The organism is Corallococcus sp. CA053C, assembly GCF_003611675.1.
In the GTDB taxonomy this organism is placed as follows: domain Bacteria; phylum Myxococcota; class Myxococcia; order Myxococcales; family Myxococcaceae; genus Corallococcus.
This window is the reverse complement of sequence record NZ_RAWA01000037.1, coordinates 21,830-39,997: the sequence shown is the minus strand read 5'-3', so window position 1 is coordinate 39,997 and position 18,168 is coordinate 21,830. Positions and strand designations below refer to the sequence as shown.

General features: G+C 67.1%; 10 protein-coding genes. 7 read left to right on the top strand and 3 right to left on the bottom strand.

The window, feature by feature from the left end; all coding sequences use genetic code 11:
• The 5 genes from D7V97_RS44585 to D7V97_RS45775 all read left to right on the top strand — a co-directional run.
• On the top strand, positions 1–308 hold a 308-nt coding region (locus D7V97_RS44585), incomplete at its 5' end, for a hypothetical protein (protein WP_158623306.1).
• Between the two features lie 25 nt (positions 309–333).
• A complete protein-coding gene (locus D7V97_RS07665; RefSeq protein ID WP_120609941.1) occupies positions 334–1,047 on the top strand; it encodes a hypothetical protein in 714 nt (237 codons plus the stop codon).
• Positions 1,048–1,096: 49 nt separating this feature from the next.
• The gene (locus D7V97_RS07660) at positions 1,097–2,011 is read left to right on the top strand and encodes a type VI immunity family protein (protein WP_147444735.1); all 915 of its coding nucleotides are present in this window, start codon (positions 1,097–1,099) and stop codon (positions 2,009–2,011) included.
• Between the two features lie 126 nt (positions 2,012–2,137).
• Complete coding sequence (locus tag D7V97_RS07655; protein ID WP_233582564.1) at positions 2,138–5,461, top strand: kelch repeat-containing protein; 3,324 nt, start codon at positions 2,138–2,140, stop codon at positions 5,459–5,461.
• A gap of 60 nt (positions 5,462–5,521) precedes the next feature.
• Positions 5,522–7,207 (top strand): OmpA family protein, encoded by a 1,686-nt coding sequence (locus tag D7V97_RS45775; protein ID WP_233582563.1) that lies wholly within the window; start codon positions 5,522–5,524, stop codon positions 7,205–7,207.
• Positions 7,208–7,279: 72 nt separating this feature from the next.
• Here D7V97_RS45775 and D7V97_RS07650 read toward each other — a convergent pair whose 3' ends face one another.
• The 3 genes from D7V97_RS07650 to tgt all read right to left on the bottom strand — a co-directional run bounded on the left by D7V97_RS07650 (position 7,280) and on the right by tgt (position 10,680).
• Complete coding sequence (locus D7V97_RS07650) at positions 7,280–8,053, bottom strand: HAD family phosphatase (RefSeq protein ID WP_120609939.1); 774 nt, start codon at positions 8,051–8,053, stop codon at positions 7,280–7,282.
• Between the two features lie 114 nt (positions 8,054–8,167).
• Positions 8,168–9,370, bottom strand: a complete 1,203-nt coding sequence (locus D7V97_RS07645) for a nuclease (protein WP_120609938.1) — start codon at positions 9,368–9,370, stop codon at positions 8,168–8,170.
• A gap of 140 nt (positions 9,371–9,510) precedes the next feature.
• Positions 9,511–10,680: a tRNA guanosine(34) transglycosylase Tgt gene (tgt, locus tag D7V97_RS07640; RefSeq protein WP_120609937.1), complete on the bottom strand. Its 1,170-nt coding sequence runs from the start codon at positions 10,678–10,680 to the stop codon at positions 9,511–9,513.
• 234 nt (positions 10,681–10,914) lie between these two features.
• Here tgt and D7V97_RS07635 point away from each other — a divergent pair, with 234 nt between their 5' ends.
• Together D7V97_RS07635 and D7V97_RS07630 are read left to right on the top strand one after the other, a co-directional pair.
• Positions 10,915–12,513, top strand: a complete 1,599-nt coding sequence (locus tag D7V97_RS07635; protein ID WP_120609936.1) for an ABC-F family ATP-binding cassette domain-containing protein — start codon at positions 10,915–10,917, stop codon at positions 12,511–12,513.
• Positions 12,514–12,755: 242 nt separating this feature from the next.
• Positions 12,756–18,167, top strand: coding sequence for a DUF3883 domain-containing protein (locus D7V97_RS07630; protein ID WP_120609935.1), 5,412 nt, complete (start codon positions 12,756–12,758; stop codon positions 18,165–18,167).
• The last annotated feature ends 1 nt before the right edge of the window (position 18,168 follow it).

The window sequence follows — 18,168 nt, the reverse complement described above, 5'->3', positions numbered from 1 at the left end:
GGTACGGGGGCGCGAGCGGCACGGGGAGTTTTCCGTTCGGGCATCTGGACGGAGGGCCGTGGCGTCCTCCGGAGGGGCTGAGTGAGCCCGAGGACGTGGGGCACGCGGAGTTCATCCTCGACGACCTGGAGCACCTGCTGCCGGAGCTGCCGAAGCACGGCGTGCTGCTGGCCGCGCCGCGCTGGATGGCGGTGGGGCAGACGGTGGATTCGCCCGCGCTGCGGCGGGCTGGAATCACGCAGGAGGAGGCCGGAGGGTTTGGCCTGTTCAACGCGGCCGCGCATGACATGGACGAAGAGGATGATTGAGGGCACTCGGTGGTGTCTGGTTGGGATGATCACCCTGCTCTGCCTGTCCTGTGCTTCGACGGGTCCGAGCCGCTACGAGCAGACCGATTCCGCGACGAGCGCATGCCTTCGGAACCCCGCCTGTTACAACCTGCCGGGCAATGAAGCCGTGCTCCCCTGGGTGGGCCAGGCCGCGAGGGCGGCGGCGACCGCCAGCGCCACGTTGCGCGTCCTGGAAGCCGCGGACGTGGCACGCATCGAGTACCTGCTGGTGGAGTGCGCCAAGGAGGCGAACTTCAAGGTCAACGAGCGCGAGTACGGCGAAGGGAAGATTCCAGATGATGACGAGTGCAAACGGGTGGTCGGCAAGGACAAGGATGGCCTCCCCATCGCCCGGCAGATGGAGCTGGGCAAGCTGAAGCACGACCGTGCCTTCAGGTGCGTCCAAGAAGAGATCGTCCGGCTCTTCCCCGACCACGTCTCCATCGAGCCGCGCTATGGACCCAATGACAAATCGGGTGGATACGCACTAACGGGTCGTTGGACGAAGTCGATGAAGCCCGATGTCGTCCTCCACGCATCAGGCCAGCCAGATCAGATCCAATGCATCTACGACTTCAAATTTCCATGCACCAAGCTCAGCAAGGCTGACCCGCTCTCCAACTCCGACACGCTAACGCAGTTGGGGCGCTACAAAGACCTGGGTAGAAACTGCAAACCCGCCATCGTGACGCCTCAAATGGGAGTCGTTCGTGAGTAGGTATTCCCCCTTGCAGCACTTCGCCAATCAACTCCCAAGGGTCCAGCTCGTGGTGCGCATCGTCTTCTACCTGCGCCACGACCATCGGGCGCTCGCACCACTGATGCAGCAAGTGCTCGATGTGTATCTCCGACACATCGAGAATGACGCCAACACATTGACGACGGGTTACGACTTCGACCTCAGGGAAGAGTCTTTCCCGCTCACGGCCGCTGCCTGGGAAGACATCCGCAAGCAACTGGAGACACCCCGCATCGGCTTCCTGGAGGACATGGAAGAGGATTCCCTTTGGTTTCGCATCTTGACCAAGCGGGCGTTTGAGACCTGGGTACTCCTGACAGGAGACACCTTCGATCCGAGTGGCTATGAATTCAGCTATCGCACTCGGCTGCCCTGGCGTGAGACCTCGTCTGAGCTCAGCGAGGTGAGCGTCAGTGTTCCGCTCCGATTCCTGGCCGACCACGGCCCCGACAAGGCTCGTGAGCTGGCCCTGGCGCTCGCGGCCCCCCTACCCTTCGTGACGGGTCATACCGGATTGTCCCTCTCCTTTACGCGGGGCCGGTCGAGGCTCCTCTCCATCATCAAGGACAACCTCTTCCGGCATCCTGGCTGGGGCGTGCCGGGCGTAGCGACGGCCCTGCGCCTGGGCAACCACATTGACGACGTGCACTGGCTGAACTTCCTGGGCCCGCCCGTGCTCGAAGCCGTGGGCGGCCCGCAGGCACTTCGCTCCCGCCTGAGCGATCCGGACACCACCGTCGAGGAACTCAGCGGAGGACGTGCGCTGATCAGCCTTGGAGCTGCCCCGCTGGCGGGCAACACGAAGCTCGACGAACCCCTGCCGGCGTACCGTGAGTTCGCCAGAGTCCTGGAACCCTGGCTCTACCCCGACCTCCCCTTCACCGCCTTTGACGGGTTCACGGAAGAGGAAGCCCGTCGCTGGTGGCGCCGCTTCCTCGATTGATCAACCGCAGAGGATTTTTCTCGCGCGTTGCCCGCGCACCCGACCCGCTGCTAAGCCGCTGCCGGTTGCTCACGGTGGGCGGACGCGCTTGCGTCCGTGCCGGCCTCGCGGATCGGAGTTCGTTCGATGCGGTCACAGCACGCTGTCTGGAGCAGGATCCTGGTGTTGGTGGCGGGCGTGAGCCTTCTGGCTTGTAGCTCGAAGGAGCACCCGAACCCGGGCGATGGCGCTCCCACGTCCGCGAAGACCCCGCTGGCCTCCGCGCCGGGCTGGACCGCCACCGCGCCCATGGCCCGCACACGCGCGCAACACGGCGCCGTCCTCCTCCCCTCCGGTGAGCTCCTCGTCGTCAACGGCGTCAACAGGACCGGGTTCGTCAGCGTGGCGGAGCTCTACAACCCCGCCACCGGCACCTGGCGCGATGCCGGCGACTCCGGCATCCAGGGCAACGTCTCCCAGGCCGTGCTGCTCCCCAACGGCAAGGTGCTCGTGCTGACCGACGGCTCCATCTCGGGACGGCTCTACGACCCCGCGTCGGGCACGTGGACCCCCACGGGCAACATGGCGCAGACCCGCGGGCTGCCCACCGTCACGCTGCTGAACTCGGGGCAGGCGCTGGTCGCGGGTGGCACCGGGAGCGGCGGCGTCCGGCTCACCTCCGCGGAGCTGTACGACCCCGCGAGCAACACGTTCCTCCCCACCGGTGCCATGACCCTGGGCCGGGGCGCGCACTCCACCACGCTGCTGCGGAATGGGCGGGTGCTCGCGGTGAGCGGCTTCAACCAGGCGGGCGAGGTCCCTGGCGCCGACCTCTACGATCCCACGACCGGCACCTGGACCGCCGCCGCGTCCCCGCTGACGCCCCGGCACTACTTCACCAGCACGCTGCTGCCCGACGGCCGCGTGCTCGTCGCGGGCGGGTTCACCGCGGGGGGCGTGACCCCCGCTTCGGAAATCTATGACCCGGCGGCCAACACCTGGACCGCCACCGCCAGCCTCGCGTTCCCTCGCTCGGGCCATTCGGCCACGCTGCTGCCCGATGGCAGGGTCCTGGTCGCGGGCGGCTCCGATTCCGCGAGGAATGCGCAGGTCGTCTCGGAGGTCTACAACCCCGCGACCGGCCAGTGGACCGCCGCGGGCTCGATGAGCATCGGGCGCGAGAACCACACCGCGACCCTGCTGCCCTCCGGCAAGGTGCTGGTGGCAGGCGGGTACAGCAGCGCGCCCAGCCTCACCTTCTACGCGGAGGCGGAGCTGTACGACCCCGCCGTCAGCCGGTGGTCTCCCGCCGGGACCCTGGGCACGCCCCGGACCGACCCCGTCGTCGCGCTGCTGCCCACGGGCAGGGTGCTCGTCGCGGGTGGCCGTGAGGCAATCGGTGCCTCGTCGACGGCCGTGGAGCTGTATGACCGGACGGCGAACGCCTGGACTTCCGCACCGGCCCTCTCCACGCCGCGCGAGCGCGCCACCGCGACGGTCCTGCCCTCGGGTCAGGTGCTGGTCGCGGGCGGGCGGAACGGCACCACGTCGGTGACCGCCACCGAGCGCTACGATGCGGCGTCCAACGCCTGGACCCCCGCCGCGTCGCTCACGACTCCCCGGCACATCCACACCGCCACGCTCCTGAACGATGGAACGGTGCTGGCGGTCGGAGGTCAGCGCAACGTCACCGTGCTCGACGCCGTGGAGCGGTACACGCCGGGCAACAACACCTGGACCCCGGTGGCTACCGCCGCCACCCCGCGCGCCGCGCATGCCGCCGTGCTGCTCCCGGATGGCCGCGTGCTCGTCGCGGGCGGTCATGACAACTCCGGCGCGCCGCTCGCCTCGGCGGCGCTGTACGACCCCGCGACCAACGCCTGGGCTCCCGCGGCGAGCCTCGCCCAGGCCCGCGAGGAGCTGACGCTGACGCTGCTGCCCTCGGGCCAGGTCCTCGCGACCGGCGGGCTCTCGGGCTTCACGGAGCTTGCGTCCGCGGAGCTCTACAACCCCGCAACGAACGGCTGGGCGAGCGTCGGGGCGCTCGCGCAGCCGCGCTGGCATCACACCGCCGCGCTGCTGCCCTCCGGCAAGGTCCTGGTCGCGGGCGGCCTGACCGTGGCGGGCGAGTTCGCCGACGCGGCGGAGGTCTACGACCCCGCCACCCGCGTCTGGAGCACCGTCAACGCCCCGGCCTCGCGCGGTGGGCTCGTCCTCGCCGCCCTGCCTTCGGGCGAGGCGCTCCTCGCGGGTGGCGCGACCGCCCCGAACGCCGAGCTGTTCGACGACACCGGCGCCCTCCCCGCGTGGAGGCCGGTGGTCACCCGTCCGGCCACCCTCGTCCCCGCCTGTCCGACCGTGCTCGAGGGCCTGCTGTTCCGGGGCATCTCCGGCGCGAGCGGAGGCACCTCCACCGGCGACTCCCCCACCGACTTCCCCCTCGTGCGCCTCCAGGCCGCGGAGGGCGGGCGTCTCCTGACGCTCCCCAGCTCCGACACGTCGTCCACGCGCGCGACCGTGACCGTCCCCGTCAGCGTTCCGCTGGGGCCCTATGCGCTCAGCGTCTTCGCCAATGGCATCCCCGGCGGACGCATGGTGCAGCTGGTCGCGAACCAGACGCCCACGGCGCTGAACCAGGACGTCGCCGCGGGCAAGGACACGCCGCTGGCCATCACCCTCACCGCGACCGACCCGGACGTGGGGCAGGTGCTGACCTGGACCGTGGTGCGCCAGCCGCTGCACGGCACGCTGAGCGGCACGCCGCCCGCCCTCACGTACACGCCCGCGCCGGGCTACGTCGGCGCGGACAGCTTCGACTTCCGCGTCCGGGACTGCGTCCAGGACAGCAACCTGGCCACGGTGAACATCACCGTCACGGAAGGGCCGCCTCCGACCCTCACGTGCCCCGCGGACGTCACCGCCGAAGCGACGGGCCCGGATGGCGCCGTCGTCACCTACGATCCCGCGGTGCCTGGCCAGGTGGGCACGCCGGTCACCTACTCGGTGCCGTCCGGCTCCCGGTTCCCGCGCGGCGCGACGACCGTGACCGCCTCCACCGCGGGCGGCGTCCCGGCCTCGTGCTCGTTCCTCGTCACCGTGCAGGACACCACCCCGCCCACCGTGACGTGCCCGTCGGATCAGACGGCGACCACGGACGCGTCCGGCGCGCAGGTGACGTTCGAGCCGACGGCCACGGACGCCGTCACCGCGACGCCGACGATCACATCCTCGCCCGCTTCGGGCAGCACGTTCGCGCCGGGCTCCACCCAGGTCACCGTCACCGCCACGGACGAGGCCGGCAACTCCGCGCAGTGCACGTTCCAGGTCGCGGTCCAGGCCACGGTGGTGTCCATCGCGGGCGGTGGTTGCCAGAGCGTCGGCGGGGACGCGACCTCCGCGCTGGCGCTCCTCACGGGGCTGGCGTCGTGGGCCGGTCTGCGCCGCCGCCGCACCAGCGCCGGGGTTCGGTGATCCATGCGCTTCGGACCTGAACGTCTCGCACGCTCCTTCCCTTCCCGAATGGACCTCCCCTTGCGTACACAGGCACAGAGATGGGCGCTGGCCGCGCTGCTGGCCACCGCCGTTGCACCCGCGGCCTTTGGCCAGAGCCTCTCGAGTCCCTTGCGCCCGTTGGACCTGGAGCGCCTGCGCTTCACGCCCGCGGCCACGGACTCGATGCTGGTGGACACCGGCAACGTGCTTCCCGAGGGCGGCTACCGCCTGCTCCTCATGGTCAACTACGAGCGCGGCATCCTGCTGTTGAAGGGCAGCGATGACGTGGAGCGCTCCATCCTGCACTACCGGACCGCGGGCTGGCTCGCCGGTGCGTGGTCTCCCGTGGACCGGTTGGAGTTGTCCGCGCGGGTGCCCGTCATCATCTCCCAGGGGGGACACGGCGCGGAGACGCTGGCCGGCGTGACGACCCCGGACTCCTTCGGGTTGGGGACGCCCGAACTGGGGGCCCGCTACGCGCTGCTGCGTCGCGAGGACGGAGACCCGGTGTTCCTCGGTCTGGGCCTGGACGTGGGGCTGCCCGGAGGCTCCGCGGACGCGTTCGGTCGTCAGCAGGGGTGGGCCGGGTTCCAGGTCGCTCCCCGCGTGGCCCTGAGCCGCGAGGTGGGCCCCCTGGCCCTCGGCGCGAGCGCGGGCGTGCGGATCAAATCCAAGGAGGTCGAGCCCGGCCGCGATGTCGGTACGGAGCTGGAGCAGGGCCTGGTGGTGGCCACGCGCGGCGAAGGGCTGCGAGGCGAAGTCGCACTCGAGGCCGCCGAATCCCTCGTGGAGTCGGACGTGGCGCTGGAGCTGCTCGGAGGCTTGCGCCTGCCGGTGGGCATGGGCTTCGAGGCGTTCGCGCTCGCGGGGCATGGCTTCACGGACATCCCAGGCACGCCGTCGTTCCGGCTGGCCGCGGGCATCGCGTGGGCGAACAAGCCGCCGCCGCGTGAAGACAAGTGCGCGAGCGGTCGCAGCCACACCCCGGAGGAGTGCCCGGATCAGGATGATGACGGGGACTCGGTGGCCAACGGGAAGGACCGTTGCCCGCTGGAGGCAGGCTCCGTGGACAACGCGGGCTGCCCGGACAAGGACTCGGACAACGACGGCGTGGTGGATCGCGAGGACCAGTGCGCCTCGGTCGCGGGGACTGCGCGCTACCACGGTTGCCCGCCGCCCGACTCGGATGGAGACAGCGTCGCGGACGACGAGGACGGCTGCCCGAAGGAAGCAGGCCCCGCGTCGAACCGTGGCTGCCCCGTGCGCGAGGAGCCGAAGCCCGTCGAGCCCAAGCCCGAGGAGCCGAAGCCCGAGGAGCCGAAGCCCGTCGAGCCCAAGCCCGAGGAGCCCAGGACGCCGGTGGAGGACACGAAGTCGCCGCTGGATCACCGCGTGCTGTTCCCGGTGGGCCAGGCCGAGTTCGACGAGGAGGAGCGTCGCCAGTTGGACGCCATCGCGGACTACCTGAAGGCGAATCCGAAGCTCCAGATCCAGATTGAAGGCCACACGGACAACACGGGTCCCGAGGAGCTCAACCGCACCCTGAGCCAGCAGCGCGCGGACCGCGTGCGCGCGTATCTGATTCAGCGAGGCATCGCCGGTTCACGCCTGGAGGCGAAGGGCTACGGGCCGACGCGCCCGTTGATGTCCAACGACACGCCCGAAGGCCTGACGGCGAACCGCCGCGTGGAGTTCATCGTGAAGAGCGGAGAGACGGGGCGCTGACCCCGGCCGCGGCGCGGTGACGCCGCTTCGTGGACTGGAGGTTCCGGTCTCGCGAAGCGGCGCGCTCCCGCCTCACGCCTCTTCGGGTTGCAGCTGCACGAGCGAAGGAAGCTCCGCCGCGCGCTCGCGCAGCCGCGCCTTGGGCCGGATGGCCACCGGGACGCGTGACGCCGCGAGCATGTCCAGGTCGAACACGTTGTCGCCGAAGGCGGCGCAGAGCGGTCGGCTCGTGCGCTGCCTGAGACAGTTCACCTTGCCGGGACCGTAGGGCACGGGCTCGAAGACAGACGTCTGAAGCCGTCCGTTCTGCTCCCTCGGCGTGCACGCCAGCACGAACTCGGCGGTCAGTCCCACCTCGCGCACCGCGGCCTCCACCACCGCGCGCGGAGACGCGCTGACGACGTAGCAATCCACGCCCTGGCCGCGGGCCCACTCCACCACCCGGCGGGCCTCCGGATGGATGCGTTGGGCGACCCCCTTGCGAGCCACCACCTCCTGGGCGAAGCCGCGCACCTCCTCCACGAGCCAGCCGGCGAACACCCACGCCATCATCTCGTAGGTGTCCTTCTCCGGAAGCCGTCCGGCCTCGAACGCCGCGAACAGGGCGCGCGCCAGCATCACCGTGTCGGGATGCGACTCCACGCCGTGCCGGGCACCCAGCCGCTCCAGGCCCACGCGCGCCTCGGGCCGCACGCCGCCGTGTTCCAGCAGGGCGAGGAACAGGTCGTCCCCCACGTCCCCGCTCCACAGCGTGCCGTCGCCATCGAAGGCCAGCACGCCGTCCGGCGTCTGTGCCACCTCGCGACGGATGCGCTCCAGCGTCTCCTCGACCCGCTCCATCCTCATGCCCGTCATCCTCGCCGGCCCACCTGCGCGGTGTCACCCGCCAGGAAGCTCCACTCACGTCGGCTGTTCAGCACCGTCCGTCTGGACACGACACGCCCTATCTCACGGTCAGGGCTACCCGCCCGCCGCATCCGTCGGCGCGGGCTCGGAATCGTCCTCCTCCACCCCACCCGGCCCTTCCACCGTGCGCTCCAGCGTCAGGGCCAGCGCGGCCCGAGCCTCTTCAACCTCCTCGGACGCCTCGCCGCTCCCCGTGCGCGCCGAGGCAGGCACCGTGCCCTCCAGCTCCTCAGGGTGCAGGCGGAACCACTTCGCGATGAGCATCAGCTCCTGCGCCTCCTGGGCGCGGAGGCCAATCGCTTCGGGCTCCGGCAGCGAGAAGATGTCCCGCACGCGCGCGTCCAGCGCCGCCTGTTCCTCCAGCGTCTGGGGCGCGGGCACCTCCGCGCGGATCCGTCCCCGTCGCAGCACGTAGGTGCGGTCCTCGCCTCCAGCCTGTCCCTGCACCGTGTAGACCAATGACAGCCGCCGCAGCGTCCGCCCCAGCTCCACGATCCACGACTGCACGTGCTCCAGCCGCTCGGCGCGGTCGCGCAGCTCCGCCGCGTATTCGAACTGGAGCCGCCGCGCCGCCATCGCCATGCGCTCGCGCAGGATGACGAGCGGCCGGTCCGACTCGCCATTGAGGAACGCCCGCGCCAGCGCGACGCGCTCCAGGTACTCCGCCTGCGTGCACCCGCCCGCGCACGGTGAGATGCACCGCGCCGTCTGCCCGCGCAGGCAGCGGGGGTCTTCCTTCGTCGGGAAGAGCTGGATCTGATCCGCCAGTCGCATCGGTGTATCGGAAGGACAGTCGCGCAGCTCCAGCAGGTCGCTCACCGCGCGCACCACCTCCGCCATGGTGTGCCGGCCGTGGAAGGGCCCGAAGTACTCCGCGCCGCTGCTGCCGCCGGGCTGCCCCACCACGCGCAACCGGGGCACCGCCTCCCGGGTGATCTGCAGGAAGCAGTGCGAGCGGTCCCGCTTGTGCTGCACGTTGTAGAGGGGCCGGTGGCTTTTGATCAGCCGGAACTCATGCAGGAGCGCCGCGAACTCGCTGGGCGTGTACTCCCACTCCAGCTGATGCGCCTGGGAGATGATCTCCGCCGCCTTCTCGCCCTCGTCCGCGCGGAAGTACGACAGGAGCCGCGTGCGGACCCGCACCGACTTGCCCACGTAGAGCAGCTCACCGGAAGGCCCGAGCATCCGATACACGCCGGGCCGGTTCTCGGCGTTCGCGCGAACGTGGCTCAGGAGGGTGGCGACGCGAGGGTCCATGCGGCGGAGCGGGCACCTTCCAGCGCCCGGCCCCGCAGGCTAACCCGGCAGGTCGCGCCGTACCGCAGCCCCTGCCCTGATTCCTACAACCCGGCCGGTGGGCGGGCGGCGAAACGCGCGCCCGCGACCCCGTCGGCCGTTCAGCCCACGTCCTTCAGAGTGACAGCGGTGGCGGCGGCCTCGTCCTTCAGGTCCTTGGGCGTGGCAACGGCGGCCTTCAGCTCGCGGTACGTCTGCGCATAGCCATTGCGCAGGATGCCCTCGCGGATGCGCTCCATGAGCTTCTGGTAGTGCCGCACGTTGTGCACCGACAGGAAGCGCGAGCCCAGGTGGTGCTTGCCGCGCATCAGGTGCTGCAGGTAGCCGCGCGTGTAGCGCTTGCACACGTAGCAGTCGCACTCCGGATCCAGCGGCCCGTCCTCCAGCCGGTACGCCGTGCGGGTGATGCGCACGAGCCCCTGGAACGTGTACGCGTAGCCCTGCTGCGCCATCTTGGTGGGGATGATGCAGTCGAACATGTCCACGCCGCGCAGCACGGCTTCGAGCAGGTCCGTGGGCGTGCCCACGCCCATCAGGTAGCGCGGCTTGTCCTGCGGCAGGGCCGCGGTGGCGCGCTCGGTCATCGTGTCGCGCTCCACCTTCGTCTCCCCCACCGCGAGCCCGCCGATGGCGAACCCGTCGAAGGGCAGCTGGGTGAGGAACTCCGCGCTCGCGTCGCGCAGGGCCGGGTGCACGCCGCCCTGGACGATGCCGAACAGCGCCTGGCCCGTGTTGCGCGCCTCCTTCGCCGCGAGGCTGCGCACGGCCCAGCGGTGGGTGCGCTCCATGGCCTCGCGCGTGCCGGCCTCGTCCGTGCGCGAGTCGATGCACACGTCCAGCACCATCATGATCTCCGAGTTGATCGCCTGCTGCATGGCGATGCTGGACTCGGGGCTCAGCAGCTGGCGGCTGTTGTCATAGAAGCTGCGGAAGTGCGCGCCCTTCTCCGTGATGAGCCGGTCCTCCGGCAGGGAGAAGATTTGAAAGCCGCCCGAGTCGGTCAGCACGGCGCCGTCCCACCCCATGAACGGATGGATGCCCCCGAAGCGCTCGAACACCTCCGCGCCGGGCCGGAGCATCAGGTGGTAGGTGTTGGCGAGGAGGACCTTCGCCCCCGTCTCCTTCACCTCCTCCATCCCGAGGTGGCGGAAGCCGGCGTGGGTGGCCACGGGCATGAACATCGGCGTGGGGAAGGACCCCTTGCGGGTGTGCAGGATGCCCGTGCGGGCGCCGGTGGGGTCGGTGTTCAGGAGTTCGAAGCGGACGGCCATTGTCGGGCCTTATACCCGTGGCGCGCGTCGGGAGGCACCCGCTTCCTGGGGACGCCCGCCTGGCCTCCAGGAGGAGAAGCGCCGTTTTCCCTACCTGGGGGAGCCGTGGGGGAGTCCCGAAGCCGGCATTTCCAGGGCCTGCGGGCGGTTACATTGGGCCTTCCGGTACACCACCGGGCCTTGATTCACCGCGCGTCTTTGGTCGCCGCGCCATTTCCGCTACAAGCCGCCGCCATGTTCAACGTCATCAACGTCTCCAAGGCCTATGGGCCCAAGAAGCTTTTCGAGGAGGTCAACGTCACCTTCTCGCCGGGCCGTCGCTACGGCCTGACCGGTCCGAACGGGGCCGGCAAGTCCACGTTCATGAAGATCCTCGCGGGTGACGAGGAGCAGGACATGGGCGAGATCATCCGCCCGCGCAAGCTGGGCATCCTGCGCCAGGACCACTTCCGCTACGAGAACGACCGCGTCCTGGACGTGGTGCTGATGGGCAACCGCCACCTGTGGGCGGCGATGGACGAGAAGAACAAGCTGCTCGCCAAGTCGGACATCACCGAGGAGGACGGCAACCGGCTGGGTGAGCTGGAAGGCGTCATCGCGGAAGAGGACGGCTACTCCGCGGAGAGCGACGCGGCCACGCTGCTGGCGGGCCTTGGCATCGAAGAGGCCTTCCACGAAGAGCCCATGCGCCAGCTCACTGGCGGCCTGAAGCTGCGCGTGTTGCTCGCGCAGGCGCTGTTCGGCAAGCCGGACGGGCTGCTGCTCGACGAGCCCACGAACAACCTGGACATCGATTCCATCCGCTGGCTGGAGAACTTCCTCCACATGTACGAGGGCGTGCTGATCACCATCAGCCACGACCGGCACTTCCTGAACTCGATCTGCACGCACATCGCGGACATCGATTACGAGACCATCATCCAGTACACGGGTGGTTACGACGACATGGTCCGGCAGAAGTCGCAGCTGCGGGTCCGGGTGGAGTCGGAGACGGAAGAGAAGAAGAAGAAGATCCTCCAGCTGCAGGACTTCGTGGCGCGCTTCCACGCCGGCACGCGCGCCTCGCAGGTGCAGAGCCGCATCAAGCAGATCGACAAGCTGAAGACGGAGGATCTGAAGCGCTCGAACATCGCGCGGCCCTTCATCCGGTTCGACCAGAAGGTGATCAGCGGCCGTCAGACGCTGATGTTCGAGGGCCTGAAGAAGTCCTACGACGGCGTGCAGGTCATCAAGCCGTTCAAAGCGTTGGTCTGCAAGGGCGAGCGCATCTGCGTCATCGGCCGCAACGCCGTGGGCAAGTCCACGCTGGTGAAGATGCTGGCCGGGAAGACGGAGCCGGACGCGGGCACCATCACCTGGGGCCACCAGGCGACGGTGGGCTACCTGCCGCAGGACCACCACGGCGTCATCCACAAGGGGACGACGTGCTTCGGCTACCTGCGGGAGATCAGCGAGAAGCTGACCAACGAGGAGATTTCGGGCGTGTTGGGCCGGATGCTCTTCTCGGGTGAGGAGCGGATGAAGCCTACGGACACGCTCTCTGGTGGTGAGACGGTGCGCGTGCTGTTGTCCAAGCTGATGATCACGCAGGACAACGTGCTCATCCTGGACGAGCCGACGAACCACCTGGACCTGGAGTCCATCGCGGCGCTGGCCGAAGGCCTGTCGAAGTTCGACGGCACGGTCATCTGCGTGACGCACGACCAGGAGCTCATCTCCGAGGTCGCCACGCGCATCTGGAGCCTGGAGGCGGGCAAGGAAGTGCTCGACTTCAACGGGCCGTATTCGGAGTTCATGGAGAAGCACGCGGACGCGGCGCAGAAGCGCCGGTAGTCAGCACGGCATCACAAGGCAGTGCCAACGCCGCCCGTTTCCGGTCCCCCGGAAGCGAGGCGGCGATTTTCGTGGGCGTGTCCATACCCCTCACGGGGGATGCCGCGCCCTTGAGTAAACTGGCAAGACTCCGCATCCAGCTGCCTTGTTCTCGCGGCCTGGGGGTGCGTCGTGGTCCTGCGCATGCCCCGTATTGTCAGTCAAATATTGTTGAGGCATCTCCGCATCCCGAACAGGAACCCATGGATTCTCCTCCCCCCCCACGCGCGTTCGACCAGACCAGCAGTATCACCGCGCGATTGCGCGATCTGGTTAGGAGCTATCCCAAGGGCCCCGGGCTTGTGAAGGAGTTCCTCCAGAATGCGGATGACGCCGGAGCTTCCTTCCTGCACGTGACCTACGACCGCAGGCGGCATCCTGGGAGAATGAACACCTCTGAGCAGGAGATCGTGCTCGGCCCTGCCTTGCTGTTCGCCAATAATAGCCTCTTCACAGAAAGGGACCTTAAGAACATTCAGCACATCGACAGTGGCGGCAAATTGCACGAGGCACAGGGCATCGGGCGTTTTGGACAAGGCTTCAACTCCAGCTACAGCGTCTCCGACCATCCTTCATTGCTCACCGGCGATTGGGTGGTGTGGTTCGATCCTCACGGGCGAGCCCATGGAGGAGGGAGGAACGCCTGGGCTTGGTCCTTGAGTGATTCTGAAATGTCCTGGCCCGCTTGGGTCGCGACATTCCGCCCTGCTGGCCTGCTACTTGGTGCGGCGCGTTTCGAAGGCACCGTCTTCCGCCTTCCGCTCCGCAACGAAGCAGAGGCGGAGCGGAGCGAGATCAACGAGGAGGCGTTCACGGATCGTGACTTCAACGTGATCTTGGACGAGGTGCGGAAGCTGGGGCCCGCGCTGCTAGTGTTCCTCCGCTCAGTCCTGTCACTCCGGATCGACGAGATATCGCCAGATGGGACGCACAGGACCCGCTACGAAATCACGACCATCAATCCCGCTGAAGTGGATGCCGCCCGGGCTCCCCTACGGAACGCGGTGCAAGGAGACCCAAGGGGGTTGTTGAAACAGTGGATGGAGTCCCAGGCGACGCTTCCTGTTGCCGCCTATGCCCACACATTCCAGGTGCGAGACGAGGACAGCCGGAGGGAGTGCGCCTGGAGCGTCGTCACAGGTCTGTACCGCGGACCCGACAACGACCTGCTACGCCTCGCACAGACCCTTTGCGGACACCGCGAGAAGGCCCTCCCGTGGGCGGGCGCAGCCGCGCCGTGGAATGCGAGCGATCAGCGCGGCGGATTGGCGTGCTTCCTCCCCCTTGCCGATCCCAGCCCCTGGCCTGTTTTCCTGCATGGCTGGTTCGACGTGGATTCTTCGCGCCGAGGTATCACACGGCAAGCTGGCACGGGAGAGACCGCCCAGTTCCGGATCCAGTGGAACGAACAACTCCTGCGTCACGGCGTGGGAAGCGCCTGGGCCGCACTGATCCAACTGCTGCCTCGCGATGTCGGTCCGGACGGAACAGACCCCTATCGTTTGTGGCCTCGGTCATCGGAGGTCCGGGACGCGCACGACCAGTCCTTGGTCGATGGTTTCTACGCGGACATCAGCATGCGACCGGTCTTCCGTTGCATGGGGCCCGGTGGGGTGGAGTGGCGCTCGTTGGCAAGGATGGGTGGGCACTTCTGGGGGCTAGATGCGGCCTGGCATCAGCAACTCAGGGACCCTCTCCTGCACAACAGGAACACGCTCCTGGAGCCGCCGCTCCCTGCTTTGGCAGTCACGGCCCTCGGAGGGGCGGCCAGGATCCTTTCTGCAGAGGATGTTCTACTGGCCTTTAGTCGCCTGCATCCTTCCGGGGATGTGTGCTGCACACTGAACGAGGCCCCTCATCCAGCTTTGACCCGTCCGGAGTGGGTAGTTTCGCTGGCACGCTTTTGTGCCCAGAAGGGCCTCGACAAACTAGCGGGGCTCCCGTTTGCGCTGCTTGCTGATGGGAAGCTCCACACCTTCGGGGAATGTGGACCTATCTACCTAGTGAACGACGCGGAGCGGTTGCTTCTCGCAGGCGCGGACCATCGGTTCCTAGAACCGCGTTTTCAAGCGGACGTGGGATTGACGGGTCCCGTTGAGGCGCTTGGGTTAAAAAGGCTGGGAGTGGCAGGGCTGGTCGAGGTTCTTCGAGAATATCTAGTCGCGAGAGCTTTTGACGATGCTTGGTGGGTCCAGTTATTTGACCACCTGGAGCAGCTCCCCCCAGCCGAGGTGCGTGCCAACCATCAAGCGCTTAAATCACTTCTCCTGATTCCAGACCAGAGGGGGCACCTGCACACAATGGGCTCGGTCCAGACGCCGCTGTTCGTGAACAAGGTTCCTACACGGCTAAGTGCGGCACTCAATGAATTGGGTGTCCCGATGGTATCGGGTTCAGAAGCCCTCATTGGCTCCATCCGGGGCTTCGCGTCTCGGCACGAGGGCTTTGTCCGGAATTTGGGCGTTGACGACCTCCTCAGCCAGCTGGAAGCGCATTCCAAAACGCCCTGGCTCTGCGGGGAGGCCTTCTCCCAGCGAGCTGTTTTGGACCCACTCCTCGACTTCCTGAGCACTTCAGAAGGGCTTCGTGAGGACGATCCTCGTGTGGGCGCGCTGCGCCGACTGCCCATGTTGCCAACTTCCGATGGCGCTATCGTCTCCGCTGAGACGCCTGACCTGTTCGTCCCCGGCGGCTTTGTACCACCCCAGGGAATCGACGTGCGTCACCGGCTTCTGGAGCCAGGGGAAGGCGGTCAGTGGAGCCCTTTCTTCAAGTCATTGCGTGTACCCGAACAGGACGTGCACGCCTTCGTAGTAGCGGGCCTCCTGCCTGCGTTCGGTTCTGCATCCAATGAGACTCGGCTTGGAATGCTGCATTGGCTCCGCGACCACCTTCACGTGCTCAAGGCGACGCTCCTTCCAGAGAAGCGCACAAGCCTTGAAGCGGAGATTCGAAAGGTGGCGATACTCCCACTACAAGGAGGCGGCCTGGGGGCACCTGCCAACCTGTATCGGCCAGACGCGGAAGAAGCGCTTAAGGTACTCGGCAAATTCGCGAAGGTTCCGGACATGGCCTTCCTTGGCGGCGAGCCGCAGTCCTGGAACGTGCTCTTCGCGGACCTCCAGTTGCATTCGACACCCCGAGCAAGCCACCTGATCGAGGCTGTCCAGGGATGTATCAGCGAAGCCGAACAATATGGCGCATCCACCGTACGGGAACGGCTGGACGTGCTTCGTGAATACATCGTGCGCCACTGGGACAGCTACGGAAACATCAAGAAAAATGGCTCTCAGAAGTTCGTGGATGCGCTGAACCAATTCGCTTGGCTACCTGCCGAAGCGGCTAGGCTGGAGGATGTCGCGGCGGCGGTCATGTGGCCTAACCGCCTCTTCAGACCCTGTGAGCTCGCGGCGCCTGGCTTCCTTCACCTGATTGCCTCCTCACTGCCGGTGCTCCAGGGCGAAGGATTCCCTTCCGAAATGGCTAAGGCCATTGGCTTACGCACTCAGATTCCGTTTGTGGAAATCCGCCAACACTTCGCCAAGGTCCGGTTGATCGACCAGGGGGCGACTGGAGACAAGGTGCGGACGGCTTGCCGGGCGGCGTTCGAGGCGTTCGCGCACCATGTCGCGGAGTTGTCTGAAACCGAGGCCAAGGCGGTCGCGAACGAACTGACATCATTGCAACAGGATGCTTGCGTTTTGTTGCGTGGCAGGTGGTGGCGTCCTCTACGCGTGTACTTGGAGTCGCTTCCTTTCGCCGCCAGTTGGTGCGTTTCGCTCCTGGAGGATTCGGATCTGGCCCGGCAGCCGCGAATCATCAAGGGACTCACCCGGCTCGGAGCGCGCCCTCGGCCGAAGTCGCTGGATTGGGTAGAAATGCTGAACGAGCAGGGCTCGCGAATCGGAGATCGCGCCCTCTCCGACGAAGAACTTGTCCAGGTGGAGGCCGCGCTACAGCAACTGCGCGTGGAGAATCGTGAGTGGCTTCAGGCTCAGACGATCAACGTCCCCACCCATGAGCGCCAGTTACTGCCAGCAAGGCAGACTCTGATCCCGGATGACCCTCGTTTGAAGCGGCTCCCTGCTCAGTGCCGGCTGCCGCTGGTGGAAGAAATCGAAGTGTCGCTCGATATCGCAGGGAAAGCCGGAGCCCGCTCGCTTCAAGGTGTGCTCATTGAATCATTGGCGGACGAACCCACCCCGTCCCAAGACTCCGATTTGCTTGCCTGGATGACGCGGCTCACACAGAAGATCCGCTCCCCGGAGTTCAACACGGCGCTGCGCAGGCTGGCACGGCACGGCGCCATTGAACGGGGCGATAACCCGGATGATTCGACAGACAAGCGGCTGGATCTGGCCAGACGGCTGACGATTCGCGTGGCACGCGACCTGAGGGTGCTGAGTCGCTTTCACGACACGGGTGAGTGTGTTTTTGAACAGCAGGCTGGCAGCTTCTGGGACCAGAAGGCCGCGCTCCTTTGGCTGCTTCAGGCGAAGAAGCGCAAGATGGGCGACGAGTTGGCCCGAACGCTCGCCACGGAGTGCAGAGTGGAAGCCCTTCGGCTGAGCCGCCTCCTGGAAGTCGAGCCTACGGCGATGGCCGACCTGCTCGATGAAGATGGGATTGCCATGATTCCCGCCGGGGCACAGGGCGCGGCGGCTCCCCTCTGGTTCGCGCCTGATTCAGAGTTTGAACTCGCGGACACGACGCTCGTGGAAGGCTATGACAGGGAAAGCGCCTCTCTGACCGACACTGGAATGGCCTCCATGGCCAAGACCGTGGAGCCCGTGATGATTGAGGGTCCGGGGCTCACCCCTGCGATCCCTCCTTCGCGGCGAAGCGGAAGCGGAGCAGGTCCAGAGTCGTTCCCGGAAGGATGGAGCAATGCTGCTGGTGCCCCGGAAGACGACGCGTTGTTGACAGATTTTCCTGCTGTAGCTCCGACCACGCCTGGGTTTGGCAGCAGCAATCCCTGGTCACCTGATTCAGCTCGTTCGCAACGGGGCGGGGCCACTCGTCTACGGAGCTATGTACACCGGGACGCACAAGCTGATTATGATACTTCGACTCTCGACCCCGAAAAAGCCCGACACGTCAGGCGCGAGGCTGTGCAGCGGGTCATCGATTGGGAGCGTAAAGAGGGCCGAGATGCGGTCGAGGTCGCCGACCCACACCTGGGCTACGACTTAGCCTCCTCGGGCACGCAGGACTCGCTGCTCATTAAGGTCAAGGGACTTGACGGTGCATGGACCGCTCGGGGCGTCGAAGTGACCCGGGGGGAATTCCAGAAGGCCCTTGAGGCAGGAAGCGCTTGGTGGCTCTACGTCGTGGAGCACGCATTAGACCCGGTCCTCGCCAGGGTCCACGCCCTCCGCAACCCGTTCCTGGAGGCTTTCGAGCATCGTTTCGATCAGGGGTGGCGTGTGATGGCTGTGGCTGAAAAGTCCCAGCCTGAAGGCCCCGTCGAGGGCGAGGAACTCGTTCTGCCAGATGGGCGGGGCGCCACGGTCATTGAAGTGGAGCAGCGAGGGCAGTTGTGGATGGTGACGCTTGGGTTTGCCGAAAATCAGGAAGAGGTTCGGCCCTGGAACCCGATTTGGAGGCAAGGCTGAC